The organism is Paenibacillus sp. PAMC 26794 (genome assembly GCF_000316035.1).
In the GTDB taxonomy this organism is placed as follows: domain Bacteria; phylum Bacillota; class Bacilli; order Paenibacillales; family Paenibacillaceae; genus Paenibacillus.
The window spans coordinates 1-19,684 of record NZ_ANHX01000009.1 but is presented as its reverse complement, the minus strand read 5'-3'; the positions used below and the strand labels follow the sequence as shown (position 1 = coordinate 19,684).

The following is a 19,684-nucleotide window of genomic DNA, read 5'->3' as shown; positions in this document are numbered from 1 at the left end:
TCCTTGAATAACTCATTAGAGAATCAATGTCATAACGCTCAGAACCAGTCGTCTTCCTGTTGTTGACGTTCAAGTTGTTTCCGAATGGCTGCCTTCAGCGGGTCCTCTGGAACATGAACCGATAGAGATCCACACACCTTGGCCTGACAGGACAGTCGTGTACCTGCTTCCAACAGTGAACCCAGCTTGCGCTTTTCTGCATCTGTTGGTGGATACAGTTCCGCCCGATGTTCTTCATCCACATTCACTTTGCACATCAGGCAAGCCGCTTTACCATCACATCGGGTCGTAATCTTGACTCCAGCACGTCGTGCTGCATGCAGAAGTGTCACCCCTGGTTTGAGTGCTATCGATTTGTTCATAGGTAAAAAAGTAACTTTATAGTCCATCATTTTCCTCCCTCAACCTACTGGGGCCATGTAAAGCCAACAAGCTCTTCCACTTCGGCTCTGAAGCGGGTTGTCCATACATTCTGTTGACTTAACAGCATCAATATAGGTTGATGTGCATGTGGTTGCTGACGCATCTGTGTCGCAATGGGGACATAACGATCTTCACGACCTCGTAGCAGATTAAACAACAGCTCATGCGCAAGCGGCATCAGTCGCAGGCTATATGAACCCACTTGTGCTACTGGTGCATACGGAGCAAGTACATGTTCAATCTCGATACGGTACCAACTTTTGCGAGCCCATATTTCGAAACCACCCACCAGTTCCAGCGCACAATCACCCACCTGATAGTGGCTCAGCAGAGAAGCATACGGTCCTGTCTTGTCCACTGTAGGCTCGTCAAGCATTTCCCCCGGAGCGCAACGGTGAAGTTCCTTAGCAGCAGCAACATCCGCATAGATATCAATATCTCTCGGAGCCTGTTGCAACTCCACCCCTTGAAGCAGCAACCCACAACTTCCTCCAAGTAACCATGTCTGTGGCTGTGTGTTCCAGGCTTTGGCCGTTTCCAGCAAAGCCGCGTGTAATTCCGGATAACGCTCTGTCCGACCCTCCGTATCATGCGGCCCCATAGGCTCACACTCCCCTCATCCGTATTCATTGTGTCAGTTCTTATGATGTGCTTATGCGGATGTTATCTTTCAGGCATGGGAAATCAGGTCAGAGAAGCGATTCCACCGAAAAACCCAATCAGCATAATCAAAAATGCAATCAGAGAAAGAATCCCCCGTACAATACCTTTTGTTTTGGCACGAGCAAACGTAATCAGGAATACAGATAGTCCCATAATGAGGATGGCCACCAATGACAGCCACATCTTGTCCATTGCGCTCATAATCCAGCAGTCTCCCCTTCAGTCCGATATTCATCACTGACACTGTGACAATTGCAACCATTATAACACGAAATTCAGCTCAACTTTCCAAAAAAAAGACAAAAAAGCAAGCCGGCAGAAGCCGACTCGTCTTTTTGTCTTACTGGATCACCTGCACATGCAGGTGTGATCTATTATTTTTTCATCATCATTTTCATTAACGATTCCATACTGCTCGGATTCAATCCACTTTTCTTGACCGCACTCACAATATCCTTAACCGTATCCTCAGATACCGGAACTTTCGCCATGGCGGATACTTGTTTGATCAATTGGCGCAACTGAGCTTCATTCTGAATCGTCGTTGGTTTCACCGTGCTTGCCAATTTCTTAACGGCACCTTCTGTTATCGTTTTACCCGTTTTCTTATTGATTGCATTCAGTGCATCTTTGGAAATGTTGTTACCCATTCGTCTCCCCTCCTCCGGCAATACTCATGTGTATAGTATGAGTCTGCTACAGAAAAGGTGAATAAGCTTCTTATTTCACAAGGTACGTTTAGGCTGATTACAATCAGGAATGCCACTGCTCCCAGGTTTCAAGTTTCATGACTTCCATTTCAGTCTTCGGGTCACGTCCCATCAAGGCTTCAACCGCATCACGCGGCTGTCTCTCCTGGAATAAAACGTGATATAACTGATCCGCAATTGGCATTTGTACACCGTATTTTTGTGAGATGAAATAGGCAGCTTGCGTAGTTCGAATGCCTTCTACCACCATGCCCATGGACTTCAGAACATCATCCAGCTTCTGTCCCTGGCCCAACATGGAACCTGCTCTCCAGTTCCGACTGTGCTGACTTGTAGCCGTTACAACCAGATCCCCGATTCCAGCAAGTCCCGAAAACGTTAGCGGATTTGCTCCCATCTCAACACCAATACGTGTGATCTCAGCCAGACCGCGTGTTAGCAAAGCGGCTTTGGCATTATCACCAAATTGAAGACCATCCGACATACCTGCACCAAGAGCAATGATATTTTTGAATGCACCTGCAAGCTCAACACCGATCATGTCCCGATTCGTGTAAACCCGGAAATAGGCATTCATAAACAAAGCTTGGGTAGACTCAGCAGATGCCTTATCCAGTGAAGCTACAACCACTGTCGTTGGACAACGCTTCACCACTTCTTCCGCATGGCTTGGGCCAGAAAGAACAACCACACGTCCTTCTTCACATTCAAGCTCTTCTGAAATGACTGTGGACATCCGTTTGAGGCTTTCTGTCTCAAAACCTTTGGTTGCATGAATAACTAACATCTCAGGCTTGTAATAAGCCTTAAGCTGGTTCGTAACTGCACGCATGGCTGATGAAGGCGCAACAATTAACACAGCTATAGCGCCTTCCACCGCAGCTTCCATATCAGTTGTTGCTTGAATCCGTGGTGAAAGCTCCGCATCCGGAAGATAGCGAGTATTGGTGTGCTTGTTATTGATTTCGTTAGCCTGGTCTTCACCACGTGTCCACATCATCACGTCCAACTGATTGGCGGCGAGTACACTGGCCAGAGCCGTTCCCCAGCTTCCAGCGACCAGAACAGCAACTTTTTTAGACAACTCGTTTACCCCCTCCAGGGTTTTTCGATCCCAATTTATTTTCCTGTCCTTTGGCGAGCTTCGCAATATTGGTACGATGTCTCCAGAACGCAAACAGACAAATAATCAGACTCCCCCAGAAGATATTCATTGAATATCCGGGTAATACCATGATAAAGATGGGTGTAAATGCTACAAAAATCAGAGACCCCAATGAAACATAGCGTGTCAATACAATAGACAGAATGGCGATCACCCCAGCACATAACGCAGGCAGGAAAGCAAGACTCACCAGAACACCAATGGCTGTGGCAACGCCTTTTCCTCCACGAAAATGGAAGTAAAGCGGCCAGTTATGTCCTGCAATGGCTGCTATACCACTGAGTGCAGGAATCCAGGAAGAACCGTCACTCAGCCAGATTCCAATCCATACAGCTGCAACACCCTTAAGTACATCAAGTAACAGAACAGCAATTGCCGGTCCTTTACCTAAAATACGCAATGTATTGGTAGCTCCCGCGTTTCCGCTTCCGTGCTGACGAATATCGATCCCCCGTATCGCTTTGGCAAGGAGGACACTAAAGCTGATCGAACCGAGCAGATAACTCAGTACAATCGCTGCGATTTGTAAAATCACACACTTCTCCCCTAACTTTCGTCGGACTTCTTCCGAGTAAATATGCGAATTGGTGTTCCTTCGAAATCAAACGCTGCACGGATTTTATTCTCCAGGTAGCGCTCATATGAGAAGTGCATCAATTCCGGATCGTTCACAAAAACAACCATGGTCGGTGGCTTAACGGCAACCTGAGTCACATAGTTAATTCTCATTCTCCGTCCTTTATCCGTTGGCGGAGGGTTAATAGCTACTGCATCCGATACCACATCGTTAAGTAGATGTGTTTGTACACGTAACGAGTGTTGATCTGCTACCCTTTTCACAACCGGCAACAATTTTTGTAAGCGTTGTTTTGTGAGGGCTGACAAGAATACGACTGGAGCATAAGTCATAAACAGGAAGTGATCCCGAATTTTTCTCTCAAACTCTTTCATCGTCTTGTCATGCTTCTCTACCACGTCCCATTTGTTCACAACAAACAATGACGCTTTACCAGCTTCGAATGCATATCCTGCAATATGCTTGTCCTGTTCAATAATGCCTTCTTCACCATTAATGACAATCAGAACAACATCTGCACGCTCAATCGCACGCATCGCACGCATTACACTGTATTTCTCAGTTGTTTCATATACTTTACCACGCTTACGCATACCTGCTGTATCAATCAGCACGTAACGTTGGCCGTCTTTTTCAAAAGGTGTATCAATCGCATCCCGGGTCGTTCCAGCCACGTCACTTACAATGACACGCTCTTCACCCAGAATAGCGTTCACCAGTGAAGATTTACCTACATTAGGACGTCCGATCAGAGCTACACGAATGACATCTTCATCGTAAGTCTCTTCCTCAAGTTCTGGCAACTTCTCCACAATTGCATCAAGCAAGTCACCTACACCTGTACCGTGACTTCCGGATACGCCGATGGGATCACCGAAACCAAATCCATAAAACTCATAAATGAGCTCACTTCGTCCGATATTATCCACTTTGTTAACCGCTACAACAATAGGCTTTCCTGAGCGGTAGAGCATCTCTGCTACCTCTTCATCCGATTGCGTAATACCTGCTTTTGCATCACACATGAATACAATAACATCCGCTTCTTCAATAGCGAGCTCTGCTTGCATCCGAATCGATTTTAAGATTACATCTTCACCATCAATTTCGATACCACCTGTATCAATGATACTAAATGGTTTACCGTTCCATTCACCGATTCCATATATGCGGTCACGGGTAATGCCCGGCTTGTCTTCCACAATGGCCAGTCTGTCGCCGATGATCCGATTGAAAATGGTGGATTTACCCACGTTCGGTCGTCCGACAATTGCCACAACGGGTCTTGCCATACATTCCACTCCTCCTGTCCATACTTACGATACTCATCATAGCAAAAAAGATATATCTTGGCTAACGTTTCATGCCAAATTACTCGCAATAAAAACAATCGGCGAACCCGCCTTGGGCTCGCCGATCTTGCTTTTGTTATTCAGCAAAATATGCAGTATATAACTAAGAACCATGCATTGTTAACTTATTTAAACTTGCTGAGTTTGTCACCAAACAGTTCGCCAAGCGTAGTGCTCATACCTTGATTGTTCAAGGAAACGTTTGGATTGTTGATTTCTTCACGTGGAGCGTTGTTTCTTGCAGGTCTTTCTGATCTTTGTGGTTGAGCCGGAGCTTCTTCTGTTTCTTTGATGCTCAAGCTTACACGTTGCTCAGAAGGGTTCATGTCCAAGATTTTAACTTGAACTTCTTGTCCTTCTTTCAGCACTTCATGAGGAGTGCCGATGTGTTTGTGGGAGATTTGCGAGATATGCACAAGTCCCTCAACACCAGGAGCGATTTCAACAAATGCACCGAAGTCTACCAGACGTTTTACAACACCTGTTACGATATCGCTGGAATTGAATTTTTCGCTAGCTGTTTCCCATGGACCTGGTTGAACAGCTTTCATGCTCAGGCTGATTTTGCCTTTTTCAGGGTCAACTTTCAGCACTTTCACACTAACTTTATCACCTTCAGACAGAACGTCGGATGGTTTTTCAACGTGAGTCCAAGCCAGCTCGGATACGTGAACCAAACCGTCAACTCCGCCCACATCAACAAATGCGCCGAATTGAGTCAAACGTTGTACTGTACCTTCGATGACTTGACCTTCTTGCAAACCAGCCATAACAGTTGCTTTGTTTGCTTCGAATTCTTGCTCCAGTACGTCTTTTTGGGAAAGGATCACTTTGTTGTTCTCACGGTCGATCTCTTTCACTTTAACACGCAGTGTGCGTCCTTTGTAGTCGCTGAAGTCTTCAACGAAATGGCGTTCAACCATGGAAGCCGGGATAAATCCACGTACGCCCACGTCTGCTACCAGACCGCCTTTAACAACGTCACCTACAACAACTTCGAATACGTCTTGGTCTTCAAAATGCTTTTGCAATTGATCCCATGCGTTTTCGCTGTCGATTGCACGTTTGGACAGAACGAGTTTTTCTTTCTCGTCGTCGATGCTAAGAACTTTAGCTTCAACTTCTTGTCCAACTTCTACTGCATCAGACGCGCTGTCAACATGTAATGAAGACAGTTCACGAATTGGAATGACACCGTCATATTTATATCCAATGCTCACATAGGCTTGGTTATCTTCCAATTTGACGATGGTTCCTTTTACGGTATCTCCTTTTTTCAAGGAAACGAATTGATCCAACTCATCTTGGGTTGCTTCTTGATTTTTCATTTCTTCCGACATGTCAAATACCCTCCTCAATTCAAAAACCCCATTATATTCAAACCTGCCTGTAGCAGAGTTCAAAACACTTTCATCACTGAGTGCTCAAACTTTAGTCTCCCTCAAAAATATGGAAACATGCACTCAGCTACCGACGAAGCCATTACTTGCTTGGCACGCCCGTTTGCACCATTTCGTTAATCTTGGACATAATCTTTTCAGTCGCCTTCTCCAGAGCTTCTCCGGATGGGTCTTCCTTGAACTCGTCCAAACTTACTGGTGCTCCATATACAACTTTCATCTTACGAAAAACTTTGTAGTTACCGATAATAGCAGTAGGAATAACTGTAGCGCCACTGCGGAGAGCAAAACTCGCTGCCCCTTTTTTGCCGATACCTCCATCATTGTGACGGCTTCCCGAGGGGAAGATTCCGAGCACTTCACCACCACGCAAAATATTGAGTGAGGTCTTGATGGATTCCTTGCTGACACCTCCACGTTTAACAGGGAAAGCGCCCACGGCTTTAATAATTCGGCCGAGTACCGGAATTTCAAACAACTCGCTTTTGGCCATGAAACGCACCTGACGGCGAAGTTTGATACCAACGGTTGGAGGATCGAAGTTACTAATATGATTGGAACATAAAAGTACGCCGCCTTCTTTCGGAATATTCTCCCGTCCAACGGCCTCCAAGCGGAAAAGAATGGTATAAATGATCCGCAGTAATGTGCTGCAAAATGTGTAAATCATAGACCGATCTCTCCTCTGACCATTGTGCAATAAGATACGATTTTGTCAACCACTTCATGGATGTTCATCTCTGTTGTATCAAGAACGATAGCATCCTCAGCACAACGAAGCGGGGAAATTTCCCGACTCTCATCCAATTTATCGCGGGTGGCAATGTCTCGCTCCAGTTGTTGCAGCGTTAGTCCTTCAGAGGGGTCCAGTTCTTTGAAGCGGCGAAGCGCACGCTCCTCCACGCTGGCGGTCATGAAGATTTTCACTTCCGCATCGGGCAGTACTGTCGTTCCGATATCGCGTCCATCCATGACGACGCCCTTGCGCAAAGCCATTTGCCGCTGAGTATCCACTAATTGCGTACGCAGCCCCTCGATTTGCGCATATCGGGACACGATTCCCGTCACTTCACGGGAGCGGATTTCCGAGGTTACTTCTTCCCCATTACAGAACACTTTCTGTCCGTCGGGATCCGGTTGTAAATCAATGACCAGCTTTTGGGCTTCCTGAAGTACCTGTGTCACTTCTTCCGGTGAAATATCTTTCCGAAGCATGTGCAAGGTTACCGCACGGTACATTGCGCCTGTATCGACGTATACATACGCGAGCGCCTCTGCAACCAATCGGGCCACCGTGCTTTTCCCGGCACCGGCAGGTCCGTCAATTGCAACGTTCATTTTCCCGTTCTCTGATGTGTTCTGGCTTGCCAACGGGGCATTCCTCCTCAAACGATAAACCTCAATAAAAAAACAGGCATTGCCTGCATCGTGAAAATTATACCACACTCTACACATGGATGCAAAAACAGACAAATCAACGACGTTTGTAATCATTCATCGTTTGCACTTCAATTGGCTTTCCTTCCAGGCGGTCAATGGTGGTCATATACTTTTTGAAGCCCGGTACCAACAGCAGCAATTGATACACCACAAGCAGGATTAGAAGGGCTGTAATCAGAATCGTAACCTTTCGTTCCATTCGCCTGGAGAAAACATAATAAAGTCGCTCATATCTGCGGGTTGCATGACGATGATTCATGGCAATGCCTCCGTTTTTTTCATTACGATACCCGCAGTTTCTTCTTTTTATGCCACGACATTCCTATTTCGTGCGATAGTCAAGTTGCCGTTCAAAACAAAACTTGATAATTTTCTGGCGCTCCGAATCTGAAATCTGCACAAATTTCAGCATGCATAGCTGTCTGCCGGTTTCCAGGGTTTTGATCCGCACAACTTCAGCTTCAAAATTCACATGTTCAATGGTTGAATTCCGGTAGGGAACCAGCAACCAGCATTTCAATTTTTGACCTTCAGCTATTGAAAAACCTGTTTCGCCGTAGATGGACAATCCACCGCCACCAATATCTTCAGTCAATCCAACGGCACGGGTCAGGTCTTCACTCTGGATGGCCAATTCGAGGTTTGCATGAACACGAAGAAAGCTGCGCCGTTGTATTTTGGATATATCGCTCGGAAGCGGTTTGCGGATACGGACAAGACGGACCACATCTTCCTCAAATCCCGTGACATAGGTATTAAAATAATGCCGGACCCCATCCTCCGTAATATATGAAATGGACAATTCTTCTCCGAAAAAGAGCCTTTTCAGACGGCTGCTTCCTTGTTGCATCGGGACCTCAATCAGAAAACTGCTGTCATCCATATCTGCAATGCGTGATTTGTACTCTTTGTGTTCCTCTTTTTCATCTGCAGAAGCAATCTGGATGTATAAAATTTCATTTATTTTCGGAAACAAGCTGTTCACCGCCACTTTATGTATTTATCTTCGTATGTACAAGGACTATTATACCATGACCTTTCTCACATTGAACAAGAAAAAACAGACCACATCGTGGTCTGCCGCAGTTATTCGCTCAACTTCAAATTCAAATTATCCATCTTTTTATGAGGTTGCATTGACCGGTTTGATCTCTTCAACCGCTTCTTCTATTCCTGTATTCGCATTAATGTATATCCGGTAACGAGAACCGTTAATTTTCCCTCCGAATTCATAACACAATACTTCTTTGCTGTAATCATTCTCAATCAGGGATTTGCGAACATAATTTTCTTCGAACTCCGAATTAAGCTTTTTCCGCGCCTGTTGCTCCGTAAGAGTTGCTTTCGGAATTTTGCGCATGTCATTATGTTCGTAGACAAAGTCACTCGCCTGGAAGCCGGTTACTTCGCCTGTATCCAAACCTACACGAACTGACATTTTCTCAGGATAGATCAAGGTGTCCCCTTGCTTACGCACATAAGTAAGGTTACCCAGATTACCATATTCATCATAGTTTACAGCCTTCATATCCTTATAGCCTTTGTTCATTAGAAATTGATCCGCTTTGGTCATGGCATTCTGACGAGACACTTTTTTGGTTCCAATTGGACGCGTATTACTGTAAGAGATCAGCATTCCGCCATTACGAGTGAAATCCATCATCAGTTTGCCATTGTTGGCATGATCAATCGTGGCAGTGTAGGACTCCCAGTCTGTTCCTTTGCCGTTCTCCTGCACTTGGATTTTGCTACGATCCGCATCAGAGAATTTTGCAGCCTTGCTCTGGATCTGTTCTTTGGTCACCGGCAAGCCGTCCAGTTTCTTGACTGATCGTTTTGCATAGATACTGGATACGGAAGGACCCCAATCAAGCTCCGGGTATTCCTGTACCTTTTTGTTCACTGTACGAAAACCATCAACGATCGTGTTGTCCATGGTTTGCTCTTGTGTTGCCATGGCAGTCTCTGCATCCATCCAGCGCAATCGGTCCGTCAGCACTTTCTGCTGCACATCCTGCAGATTCTTGGTAATCTCGGATGAATTCTGATACAACTTTTTCAGGTTGCCCATTTCCTTCTCACTTAGCGGTTCGTTCGTCAAGTCACGCATCGAAGCCCTATAGGCAAAGTTGGAAATCCGCGAGAGAAACTCCTCTGTCTCGTTAAATGGCAGCATAGTGAGTGGCAGTTGGTTGATCTCATTCTGCGCTTCACTGGTGAGTCGCCATACATTCATCAGACCTTTGCGATGCATCCCCTGTGATGTAGAGTGAACCGCCAAGGTGTTGCCAATCTCCGAATGCAATTTGTCCATATGAAAAGATAAATCGTGAAAGGCACGCTGATATTGATTCTCTGCCTTGATCAGAATTGCATTCTTCTCCTGATTCTCCTGATAGCCCCACACAAGCGCACCGACCAGCAGAACCGCAAATATCGGAAACATAACTGAACTTAATCGTTTATACATCGGTAGAGTCTCCTTTCTTCTAAACCACTACCTCTATTGTGGATCGAAGAAAGATCTCTTATGCATGCGATTTCCAGTCCTTACACAAGCAGGCTGCTAAAGTACTGTTTGGGTCCTCCTTTTAATTCAGCTGGACCCCAGTTGCCATGCCCTCTTCTTGAATTTCGAACTGGTCTCTGTTATCACAGAGGCACTGCTTGAATCCCGTCTCAATCCGGCCCCGTTCTTTCTTGCCTCGTAATGTAAATCGTTCACCGCATTGTTTGCATCTGATTTTAATTTTAATTCTCATCACAACGATCTCCGTTTCTGTTGGTCATTCCCCGGGAGTTTATCTGTAAAAATAAAAACACACCGGAGCCATAGGCGCAATATGCGCTTTATGTCCACCAGTGTGTCCGTATTTTTATAATTTAACCTCTTCCTCCCGCTTCACAAAACGAAAAGGAGAACGGTTATTAGCTCGTGTGATTTTACCCATTGCCCCATACCACAGGCCCGCCATTAGCGGCGCTATAAACCACAACCAATGATTCACCATGGTGTTCATGATGACATCGTACAATGCATGCCAGAAAAAAGGTAACACCAGAGAAAGAACCAGGTACCACCGCTTTTTCTTACCACCGATAAACTTGGCTTTCCCCATGTAATAACCCATGATTACCGCAAACATAGCGTGCCCTGAAACAGGGAGCAGTGCCCGAAGGAACATGGCTGAGACGGATGCATTCCCCGCAAAGGCATACAACACATTCTCAACAGTGGCAAATCCAAGTGAAACAGCGACTGCATATAAGATCCCGTCATACGGCTCATCAAATTCGGTGTGATTATAGATGATATGATAAAGTACGAACCATTTAACGAATTCCTCCACACCACCTGAGATCATAATGGCCTCAAGATAAGGATTATCCCCGAGCCACATCATCATGCCACGCTGAATAATCATCACAGGCAGTACCATCAGAATCCCCATGAGGAAAACCCGCAATACCATATGAAGTGGCTCATAATCATAACGGTCTTTCAGGTAAAAGTATGTTAACAAGGCGAGACCCGGAGCAACTGCTGCCGCTAAGACCGAAAACAAAAGCACCGAAATTCCCTCCTCTGACTAAAGACGCGATTACAACTAGAGATTAATCCTGGCGTTTGAAGTGGGTGCAGATAACATCAATCGCTTGTGCAGGAATAACAACCTTACCATACTCTTCCATAACTGCTGGAGTAACTGAGGAGCCTTCGCCAAATTCAGCAAGCAAGGCAATCAATGCCGCATGTTTGGTGGAATCTACCTCATCTGGCTCCAAATGCAAGAACCACTTGTCTTTATAAGAATAAAGTCTCCCAGCATCCGTAACATGCTGACGCAACATATGTGCAGCTTCAATGAGCACTTCAAAGTCCTTGAATGCATAAACAATGGAATCGCTTTGCTCGAGTGTAACTTCCATTTCATATACTTCTTCAGGAAGATCATCTTCATGACCTAAACCATATTGTTGCGGATCATATTTTCCACGTGTGACAATGACAACCATCCCTTGAGCGGGAAGTGCGAATACTTCGACAGCGAGTGGACCTGTGGCATCAAATCCAAGTTCGGAATAGGCCTGATCCATCATTTCAGTGAACAGTTCATGAACCTTAGGTATTTCCTGCCACATATCTTCTTTTTGTATTCCGCGCTCGCTCAGATCGTCAAAGGTCAGGAAAATCCGTATCTTATCGTGACTTAGTCGTTCTATTTTCATACAGGATCTCCCCTTTATAAGCAAGTCTTATAACAGATTATGAAGCACAAAACAATATGTGCTGAAAATAAATCTATGTAGTTATGTTATCATTTTATACCTCTAAATGCACGAAGTAAAATCGACAAAAAAAGAATCATTCCACAGCAAATCAAGACTGTGGATGATTCTAATTGGGAGTTTTGGTTTATAAACCCGGTACTGTTGTGTTTGTTTGGCTTAAAATTTGCTCAACTTCATGCTTCACATCCGGATTGGTGCGAATAAAATCTTTGAGCATGCTCATATTCGCTTCTTTTTCCTGCGGTGTGATTGCTCTTGCGGTCTTTGCTGTCGGATTTTTGTGGGATTCACCATGTTGATTTTTCTTACTTGTGAACCCGTCCATACCCGGGAAAGTCATTTCCATCATCTTATGTTTTGCCTGATCCATCATATTTCTTGATGAACCCGATGACATCATGGGCAATCTGCCTTTGGACAGCCATGAACTGGCTGCAACACCAATGACAATGCCCCAAAAAAAGGATGACGTCTTCATTACACCAACCTCCTTCAAGTGTTAAAATCATATTTAGTGTTTGCGGTAGTGAGCGATCTCATTCCGTATAAATACAGGAAAGCGAGTTGAAATCATGTTCAGACATACCGCCGCATTGATAATTGCTGCAAGTTTGCTGCTGTCAGCTTGTGGGACAGCGGAAGAAAAAACATCTGATAATTCCACACCAGCGGGGGAATCAACTACCACGGTTCAAGAAGAGCAAGGTAACTCTAACCCAACTGAAACAGGAGAACCTGGAACTGGTGTGCCCGAGCCTTCAACGGAAGATTCAACTGCGACAGAAGAAGAACCTGAATCTTCGGAGAAGGTTTCTACAGAAGAGAAAGTGGAAAAGACATATCATATGAATGAAAATTATTATATTAAACCAAACGATGAAGCGAGCCCAAACAAAGTGGTCTTGTTAACTTTCGATGATGGACCTAAAGAAGAAAAAATGATTACTTCACTGATCGACACTTTAGATAAACATAACGCTAAAGCGATATTTTTCGTCAATGGATATCGGGTGAAAAGCCATCCGGAATTACTCAAACTCATCCATGAACGGGGTCAGATTGTAGGCAATCATGCCTGGGATCATGAGGATCTCAAAAAAATGTCCAACGCTGAGGCGGCAAAACAGGTTACAGATGTCCAGAAAATAGTGAAGGATACCATTGGTGAGGAACCGCAATTCTTCCGTCCACCTTTTGGTTCGGGAAATGATGCACTGAAGGCTGCTGTGAAGAAAAATGGCATGTTATATATGACTTGGTCTAATGGTTCGCTCGATTGGGATAAAAGCACCAAAGACAAACCGGAAAAAGTCATTCAAAATGTACTGGACCAGTTAAATCCCGGAAGCAATATTTTGATGCACGAGTTGCCATGGACGGTTGAAGCATTGGATGAGTTGCTGACGAAGCTCGAAAAGAAAGGCTATTCCTTTGTTGATCCGCGTGCAATTGAATTGGAAGCTCGTTAAATTGTAATTTTGCGCATTAAAATAAAACAGCCTTGATCGATTGGATCAAGGCTGTTTCTCTGTGAGTGCTTTTTCCGCGGGCACTCTTAACGTGATGATATGCATCTCCGCTGGACAACCTAGTCGGAGAGGAAAATGATTCGTTCCGTATCCTCTGCTAACAAGCATTTTGCCTTCTTGGAGAACGTCCTCCGGACTTCGCTTCAGGGAGTACCACCCGTTCGATACAGGACGATACGCTTTGCTCAGGAACACAGGTCCGAAAAATGGTAAAACCAATTGTCCGCCATGTGTATGACCGCTCAAAATAAGATCTGCATTTTCTTCCAATCGAAGGGCCTGCAAAGGATCATGAACGATAGCAATTTTGCAAAAACGGTTACCGATCTGCTGTAGTAATACATCGCCCTGTTTGGAACGATAGTCTATGCCGATCAGGCTCAATCTGTCGTTGCCCCTTTGCAGATATTCTACATTATCCTGCAGGAGCTTAACGTCCGATTCCCGAAGGATTCGCGCAAGTTGAGCGGTACCAGCCCTCTTGTCATGGTTGCCATACACCGTATATGAAGGAGCAATGTTCGATAAAATTTTCATGTTATGTCTAACTAGAGACCATGAGATTCCTTTTTCCGCAACATCCCCGCCGATGAGAACCCAGTCCACCTTGTTTTTAACGTTTTCCAGATCCTTCTGCTTCAGCTTGCGCTTGTGCGTGTCGGATACATACAAAATCATAGCCCCGTCAAAGGATGTTGGCAGATGAGGCACTTCAACCTCTTCTTCAATCATTTGATGAACGTGGGCTTCACGCCACATATGAAAAAGTAGTAAAACTCCCATCAAAATGATTAAACCTGCGAGTAAAAGCATTACCACGGCAAGGGAAGGAACGTATTCAGAGCAGGTGCCCCTTCAACCCCCCACCAAACCAGACTAATCGTTAACATGACAAAAATAAAAATGAGTGAATTAACAAACCTCTTGCTCAATTTTAACCGACGTGAAGGATGTAATTCTGTCCGTGTAGGAAGCGAACCCGCTTCGGGGATCGATTCTTCCGTTGAATTTGGCGTTTTTTTGGAGCGAGATGGTGCCCTTTGAGGAAGTACTGGACTTTCCAGCTTTTCTGTATAGGGCTTGCGCTGTGATCTAGGTAAAGAAACGGAAGTAATTGGTGTGATTCCGCCAACCTCAGCAGCTGCTGCCGTTTCAGCAACGATGCTTACTTGAGAAGCCACCTGACGCTCGGATTTCTCTTTTTTATCCGATTGACGATGGCGCTGACTGCCATATGTCTTCATTCTACTTAATGGCTGATTCATGATCCCCTCCGAAAACGTATCGCTAATCCGGACACCAAGTCAATAATAAAGTGACATAATATAGGCGCCCATAATGTGCCGGACTGCAAGTAAATCCAACCCAATCCATAACTTGAGATAAACACCCAGCCTGTTGGAATCCAGTGGCGCAAATAACGAATATGGATAACTGCAAATAAAATACTTGTCCAGTAAGGACCGATGGCATGTTGGATGGCTCCACGGAATAATAATTCCTCACACACAGCAACAATGGCTGCTATACATACAATGTGCCAGATCGGACGCCCACGGAACAGCATCTCGTTAATTCCACCGTCGTCCATGCTTTCCTGAGGTATAACATACGACAGTACCAAGTCCATAACAAGCATTATTCCTGCAAGACCAAGACCCCACCATATAAATTGGTAATTATCAGGCCATGCGAGTACATCTAACAAGTTTCGTTTCTGCAATAAGATCCACACAACTCCGATAATCAGCGTCAAACCTTGTGTAAAGTATAGATTGATTAAAAGCAAACGCTCGGTAAGCTGCTGTGGCTCAGCCTTCTGAATCTTGAACTTGGGAAACTTGAATTTTTTCATCGGATGCGTCTGTCCTCTTGAGTTAAATTTGATGGATAACAATTACGTTGTCCAATCGGATAGTATATTAAATGATAGCCAAAAAACCAATTAGGTTCAAGGCCTGCCCCAAGTCCTGGTTTTATGTCCGTGCCATTACTTCATTAAAGCAGTAAAATTCAGTTCACCAAACAGCTCACTTTCCATCTTCTTGTGGTAGGTATATTAACTATTGTATTACTTATGGTGACTCTGTTTATGTGTGAATCTAAAGACATCTGCAAAACAATTTAAAACATTTAAGCCTATTGACATGCTCATGTCAGCCATGATACATTATGAAAAAATTAGTCACGTTAAACACGATGATGGAAAAAAGACGTTGCTTCGTCTTACAGAGAGCCGATGGTAGGTGTGAATCGGTGGCAGGCAAATGGTCTTGAGCGCTCCTGAGTTATTGCATTGAAATTGGAGTAGGTGCAATCGGTTTAGACCCGTTATCCTCTTCGGTCTTCATTGACCGCTAAGACTGTCGTTGCGAAACGGCGGTGAATTAGGGTGGTACCACGACAACTCTCGTCCCTTATTGCGCAAGCAGTATGTGGATTGAGAGTTTTTTGATTTATTTTAAAGGATATCTGTGGGATCACTCTATTTGCTTCACCTTCCCCCTCTGTTGCGACACCGCGTTGTTGGGCGGAAGAATCAACCTGGTTTTAAGGAACACCTCTTCGCTGAGGTCAGACCTTGACGATATAGATACACATACCTAAGGAGGAAGAAACCATGTACAAAGTGTTAGTGTCAGACCCAATCAGTGATCTGGGGATCCAGCAACTGGTGGATGCAAATGATGTTGTTGTTGAGAAGAAAACCGGTCTTAGTGAAGATGAACTTGTTGCCATTATTGGTGAATATGATGCCCTCTTGGTTCGCAGCCAGACTCGTGTTACAGATCGTATTATGACGGCTGGTACCAACCTTAAAGTGATCGGACGTGCAGGTGTTGGTGTAGATAACATTGATCTGGAAGCTGCTACACAGCGCGGTATCATCGTTATTAATGCACCTGATGGCAATACCATCACAACCTGTGAGCACACGTTTGCCATGATGATGGCATTGGCACGACACATTCCTCAGGCATATGCCAAGACTATTCAGGGTACGTGGGATCGTAAAACCTTCCTGGGTGTGGAATTAAGAAATAAAACGCTCGGTGTACTGGGTATGGGACGGATCGGTAGTGAAGTTGCCAAGCGCGCCAAAGCATTCGGAATGGACATTCTTGCTTACGACCCGTTCCTCACGGAGGAGCGTGCCGAGAAGCTGCAAGTGAAGCTGGCTAGTGTAGATGATATCATTCGCAATGCGGACTTCATGACCGTTCACACGCCATTAACACCGGAAACACGGCATATGATTTCACGTCCACAATTCGAAGTGATGAAAAAAGGCATGCGTATCATCAACTGTGCTCGTGGTGGTGTAGTTGACGAGATGGCACTTGTCGAAGCCATTGATCAAGGTATTGTTGCTGGTGCAGCATTTGACGTATTCGAAAGCGAGCCGCCAGCCGCTGATCACCCGTTCCTGAATCACCCAAGCATTATCGTTACGCCTCATCTTGGTGCGTCCACAGTAGAAGCACAAGAGAACGTGGCTATCGATGTGTCGGAACAGGTGCTTCACATTTTGCGTAACGAACCGTTTAAAAACGCAGTTAACATGCCGGCTGTTGCACCAACCGTGATGAACAAATTGCAGCCGTATTTCAAACTGGGTGAAACGTTGGGTAGTTTTGCAGCACAGATTACACAAAATGCAGTGCAGGAGATCCGGATTGACTATGCTGGTGAACTTTCTGAAGTAGATACATCTCCTCTCACTCGCTACATTGTGAAAGGGATTCTAGCCAGACATTTGGGTGGGGAAGCCAACATTGTCAACTCCATGCATCTGGCCAAAATCCGTGATCTGAATGTCGTTGTAAGCCAAACCTCAACAACTAAAGGATTTACTAACCTGATTACCGTAACATTGGTTACAACTCAGGATGCTGAGGAACGTCGTGTAGCAGGTACATTGCTTGCAGGTTATGGAGAACGTATTGTTCGTCTGGACAAATTCCCGGTAGATATCGCTCCGGAAAGTCATCAAATTTTGATCTCCCACAACGATAAACCAGGTATTATCGGACGTGTAGGAACCCTGCTTGGACAAAACGATGTCAACATCGCATCCATGCAGGTTGGACGTAAAATTATTGGTGGTGCAGCGATCATGATTCTGACCGTAGATAAAGCTGTTCCAAAAGATGTGCTTGTGCAGCTCGCTGCGCTGCCTGAAATCAATACTGCTGTTGAAATTGTTCTGGAATAATCAAACATATTTTCAAATGTATAAGGAGAGACGGAGCCCTAGTGGTCCCGTCTTTTTTTCGTGTACTCGCTGAAATATCGGTGATGAAGTTTGCAAACAAAATATTTTTGGAATTGGAAAAGGGGTGCCCATCACCCCCCATATGAACTCCGCTTCTTTTGGTCAATGGAAATAGTCTTAATACGTAATCGAACTATTAACTTAACTGAATAATGTTTAGTGTAGATCCCGGAGGAGAAAGAATAGCTGTGCCAACGAGCCCGAATAATTGTAACTGTATTGTAGAACCAGCGGTAACGGTAACCATAAAGTCAGACTGCAGCTGACTGAGAGAAAGTACTGGAGATACTACACTCGCTGGAATAGCTGTACCGTTAAGTAAAACCCGAGATTGGATAGCAAGTGCAGCTGTCAGATTTATTTTGTATGAGATATAGTAACGACCTGCATTAGTCAGCGTGAAGGTGTCATTTGTCCCATTGACGGTTATACCCGTGCCAATATTTTGGTTATTCGGTAATGGAACGAGTGTACCACCCAATATTACAACAATCGTACCATTAGTGTTCTCAGCAAAAGCCGAATTAGATGTTACAGATGTTCCGGTTGCACCTGTTGCACCTGTTGCACCTGTTGCACCTGTTGCTCCGGTAACTCCTGTACTTCCGGTTACGCCGACTCCCGTGGCTCCGGTTGTACCTGTGGCTCCTGTTCCCCCAGTCGCACCAGTTGCTCCAGTACTTCCCGTTACGCCAACTCCCGTGGCTCCCGTTATACCTGTAACTCCTGTTCCCCCAGTCGCACCAGTTGCTCCGGTACTTCCTGTTATGCCAACTCCCGTGGCTCCGGTTGTACCTGTGGCTCCTGTTCCCCCAGTCGCACCAGTAACTCCGGTACTTCCCGTTACGCCGACTCCCGTGGCTCCGGTTGTACCTGTGGCTCCTGTTCCCCCAGTCGCACCAGTTGCTCCGGTACTTCCTGTTATGCCAACTCCCGTGGCTCCGGTTGTGCCTGTGGCTCCTGTTCCCCCAGTCGCACCAGTAACTCCGGTACTTCCCGTTACGCCGACTCCCGTGGCTCCCGTTATACCTGTAACTCCTGTTTCCCCTGTAGCACCAGTTGCTCCGGTACTTCCCGTTACGCCGACTCCCGTGGCTCCTGTTATACCTGTCGCTCCGGTTCCCCCAGTGACACCAGTTACTCCAGTACTTCCTGTTGTGCCTACTCCAGTGGCTCCTGTTATACCTGTGACACCAGTAACTCCTGTAATTCCAGTCGCTCCGGTGCTTCCCGTTATACCTGTGGTTCCTGTTCCTCCAGTCGCACCAGTAACTCCAGTACTTCCGGTTATACCGACTCCCGTGGCTCCGGTTATACCTGTGGCTCCTGTTCCCCCAGTAACACCAGTAACTCCTGTAATTCCAGTCGCCCCAGTCAACCCTGCAACACCAGTCGCTCCTGTTTCACCAGTCGTACCAGTTGCTCCGGTACTTCCTGTTATGCCGACTCCCGTGGCTCCGGTTCCTCCAGTCGCACCAGTTGCTCCGGTTTCCCCTGTGACACCAGTTGCCCCGGTACTTCCCGTTACGCCCACTCCCGTGGCTCCAGTTATACCTGTAACTCCTGTTCCCCCAGTCGCACCAGTTGCTCCGGTACTTCCTGTTATGCCAACTCCCGTGGCTCCAGTTTCACCAGTGATACCAGTTGGCCCGGTACTTCCCGTTACGCCAACTCCCGTGGCTCCGGTTATACCTGTAACTCCTGTTTCCCCTGTAACACCAGTTACTCCGGTACTTCCCGTTACGCCGACTCCCGTGGCTCCGGTTATACCTGTAGCTCCTGTTCCCCCAGTAACACCAGTAACTCCAGTACTTCCGGTTATACCGACTCCCGTGGCTCCGGTTATACCTGTGGCT

The 19,684-nt window shown here is 45.7% G+C and carries 23 protein-coding genes and 1 other annotated feature; of the genes, 2 read left to right on the top strand and 21 right to left on the bottom strand.

What is annotated here, in order from left to right; translation table 11 throughout:
• Positions 1 to 38: 38 nt before the first annotated feature.
• The 17 genes from D829_RS0104700 to D829_RS0104620 form a co-directional block, all read right to left on the bottom strand.
• Complete coding sequence (locus tag D829_RS0104700; RefSeq protein ID WP_017687690.1) at positions 39 to 389, bottom strand: 2Fe-2S iron-sulfur cluster-binding protein; 351 nt, start codon at positions 387 to 389, stop codon at positions 39 to 41.
• A 17-nt stretch (positions 390 to 406) separates the two neighbouring features.
• Entirely contained in the window at positions 407 to 1,024 is a 618-nt protein-coding gene (locus tag D829_RS0104695; RefSeq protein WP_017687689.1) for a hypothetical protein, read from the bottom strand.
• 83 nt (positions 1,025 to 1,107) lie between these two features.
• The gene (locus D829_RS0104690) at positions 1,108 to 1,287 is read right to left on the bottom strand and encodes a DUF2768 family protein (protein WP_017687688.1); all 180 of its coding nucleotides are present in this window, start codon (positions 1,285 to 1,287) and stop codon (positions 1,108 to 1,110) included.
• A gap of 173 nt (positions 1,288 to 1,460) precedes the next feature.
• A complete protein-coding gene (locus D829_RS0104685) occupies positions 1,461 to 1,736 on the bottom strand; it encodes a stage VI sporulation protein F (protein ID WP_017687687.1) in 276 nt (91 codons plus the stop codon).
• 103 nt (positions 1,737 to 1,839) lie between these two features.
• A complete protein-coding gene (locus D829_RS0104680) occupies positions 1,840 to 2,880 on the bottom strand; it encodes an NAD(P)H-dependent glycerol-3-phosphate dehydrogenase (RefSeq protein ID WP_017687686.1) in 1,041 nt (346 codons plus the stop codon).
• Positions 2,873 to 3,496, bottom strand: coding sequence for a glycerol-3-phosphate 1-O-acyltransferase PlsY (gene plsY / locus D829_RS0104675; protein ID WP_017687685.1), 624 nt, complete (start codon positions 3,494 to 3,496; stop codon positions 2,873 to 2,875). Before plsY ends, D829_RS0104680 begins: the two co-directional genes overlap by 8 nt.
• A gap of 11 nt (positions 3,497 to 3,507) precedes the next feature.
• The gene (gene der, locus D829_RS0104670) at positions 3,508 to 4,830 is read right to left on the bottom strand and encodes a ribosome biogenesis GTPase Der (protein ID WP_017687684.1); all 1,323 of its coding nucleotides are present in this window, start codon (positions 4,828 to 4,830) and stop codon (positions 3,508 to 3,510) included.
• Positions 4,831 to 5,015: 185 nt separating this feature from the next.
• Positions 5,016 to 6,230: a 30S ribosomal protein S1 gene (gene rpsA / locus D829_RS0104665; protein ID WP_017687683.1), complete on the bottom strand. Its 1,215-nt coding sequence runs from the start codon at positions 6,228 to 6,230 to the stop codon at positions 5,016 to 5,018.
• A 142-nt stretch (positions 6,231 to 6,372) separates the two neighbouring features.
• Positions 6,373 to 6,960 (bottom strand): lysophospholipid acyltransferase family protein, encoded by a 588-nt coding sequence (locus D829_RS0104660; protein ID WP_017687682.1) that lies wholly within the window; start codon positions 6,958 to 6,960, stop codon positions 6,373 to 6,375.
• Positions 6,957 to 7,661: a (d)CMP kinase gene (cmk, locus tag D829_RS0104655; protein WP_017687681.1), complete on the bottom strand. Its 705-nt coding sequence runs from the start codon at positions 7,659 to 7,661 to the stop codon at positions 6,957 to 6,959. Before cmk ends, D829_RS0104660 begins: the two co-directional genes overlap by 4 nt.
• A gap of 103 nt (positions 7,662 to 7,764) precedes the next feature.
• On the bottom strand, positions 7,765 to 7,989 hold the full coding sequence (locus D829_RS0104650) for a hypothetical protein (RefSeq protein ID WP_017687680.1): 225 nt from the start codon (positions 7,987 to 7,989) through the stop codon (positions 7,765 to 7,767).
• Positions 7,990 to 8,052: 63 nt separating this feature from the next.
• On the bottom strand, positions 8,053 to 8,706 hold the full coding sequence (locus D829_RS0104645) for a flagellar brake domain-containing protein (RefSeq protein ID WP_017687679.1): 654 nt from the start codon (positions 8,704 to 8,706) through the stop codon (positions 8,053 to 8,055).
• Positions 8,707 to 8,853: 147 nt separating this feature from the next.
• Positions 8,854 to 10,200 (bottom strand): germination protein YpeB, encoded by a 1,347-nt coding sequence (gene ypeB, locus D829_RS0104640; protein WP_017687678.1) that lies wholly within the window; start codon positions 10,198 to 10,200, stop codon positions 8,854 to 8,856.
• A gap of 121 nt (positions 10,201 to 10,321) precedes the next feature.
• Positions 10,322 to 10,492 (bottom strand): hypothetical protein, encoded by a 171-nt coding sequence (locus D829_RS33630; RefSeq protein WP_017687677.1) that lies wholly within the window; start codon positions 10,490 to 10,492, stop codon positions 10,322 to 10,324.
• 114 nt (positions 10,493 to 10,606) lie between these two features.
• Positions 10,607 to 11,302, bottom strand: a complete 696-nt coding sequence (gene prsW, locus D829_RS0104630; protein WP_017687676.1) for a glutamic-type intramembrane protease PrsW — start codon at positions 11,300 to 11,302, stop codon at positions 10,607 to 10,609.
• 43 nt (positions 11,303 to 11,345) lie between these two features.
• Positions 11,346 to 11,960 (bottom strand): genetic competence negative regulator, encoded by a 615-nt coding sequence (locus tag D829_RS0104625; RefSeq protein WP_017687675.1) that lies wholly within the window; start codon positions 11,958 to 11,960, stop codon positions 11,346 to 11,348.
• Positions 11,961 to 12,147: 187 nt separating this feature from the next.
• Entirely contained in the window at positions 12,148 to 12,501 is a 354-nt protein-coding gene (locus tag D829_RS0104620; protein WP_017687674.1) for a hypothetical protein, read from the bottom strand.
• Positions 12,502 to 12,595: 94 nt separating this feature from the next.
• Here D829_RS0104620 and D829_RS0104615 point away from each other — a divergent pair, with 94 nt between their 5' ends.
• Positions 12,596 to 13,492: a polysaccharide deacetylase family protein gene (locus tag D829_RS0104615; RefSeq protein ID WP_017687673.1), complete on the top strand. Its 897-nt coding sequence runs from the start codon at positions 12,596 to 12,598 to the stop codon at positions 13,490 to 13,492.
• Positions 13,493 to 13,537: 45 nt separating this feature from the next.
• On the opposite strand, the gene D829_RS30410 is transcribed toward D829_RS0104615, so the two are convergent.
• Genes D829_RS30410 through D829_RS0104600 form a run of 3 tightly spaced genes read right to left on the bottom strand, consistent with a single transcriptional unit; the run spans position 13,538 to position 15,407 of the window.
• Entirely contained in the window at positions 13,538 to 14,335 is a 798-nt protein-coding gene (locus D829_RS30410; RefSeq protein WP_193748450.1) for a metallophosphoesterase, read from the bottom strand.
• A gap of 29 nt (positions 14,336 to 14,364) precedes the next feature.
• The gene (locus tag D829_RS30405; protein ID WP_017687671.1) at positions 14,365 to 14,817 is read right to left on the bottom strand and encodes a hypothetical protein; all 453 of its coding nucleotides are present in this window, start codon (positions 14,815 to 14,817) and stop codon (positions 14,365 to 14,367) included.
• On the bottom strand, positions 14,814 to 15,407 hold the full coding sequence (locus D829_RS0104600) for a type II CAAX endopeptidase family protein (protein ID WP_017687670.1): 594 nt from the start codon (positions 15,405 to 15,407) through the stop codon (positions 14,814 to 14,816). Before D829_RS0104600 ends, D829_RS30405 begins: the two co-directional genes overlap by 4 nt.
• A 335-nt stretch (positions 15,408 to 15,742) precedes the next feature.
• Positions 15,743 to 15,973 (top strand) — a binding site (T-box leader).
• A gap of 199 nt (positions 15,974 to 16,172) precedes the next feature.
• Here D829_RS0104600 and serA point away from each other — a divergent pair.
• The gene (gene serA, locus D829_RS0104595) at positions 16,173 to 17,768 is read left to right on the top strand and encodes a phosphoglycerate dehydrogenase (protein WP_017687669.1); all 1,596 of its coding nucleotides are present in this window, start codon (positions 16,173 to 16,175) and stop codon (positions 17,766 to 17,768) included.
• 196 nt (positions 17,769 to 17,964) lie between these two features.
• On the opposite strand, the gene D829_RS33325 is transcribed toward serA, so the two are convergent.
• Positions 17,965 to 19,684 (bottom strand): hypothetical protein (locus D829_RS33325; protein WP_017687668.1); only part of this gene is annotated, 1,720 nt, incomplete at its 5' end.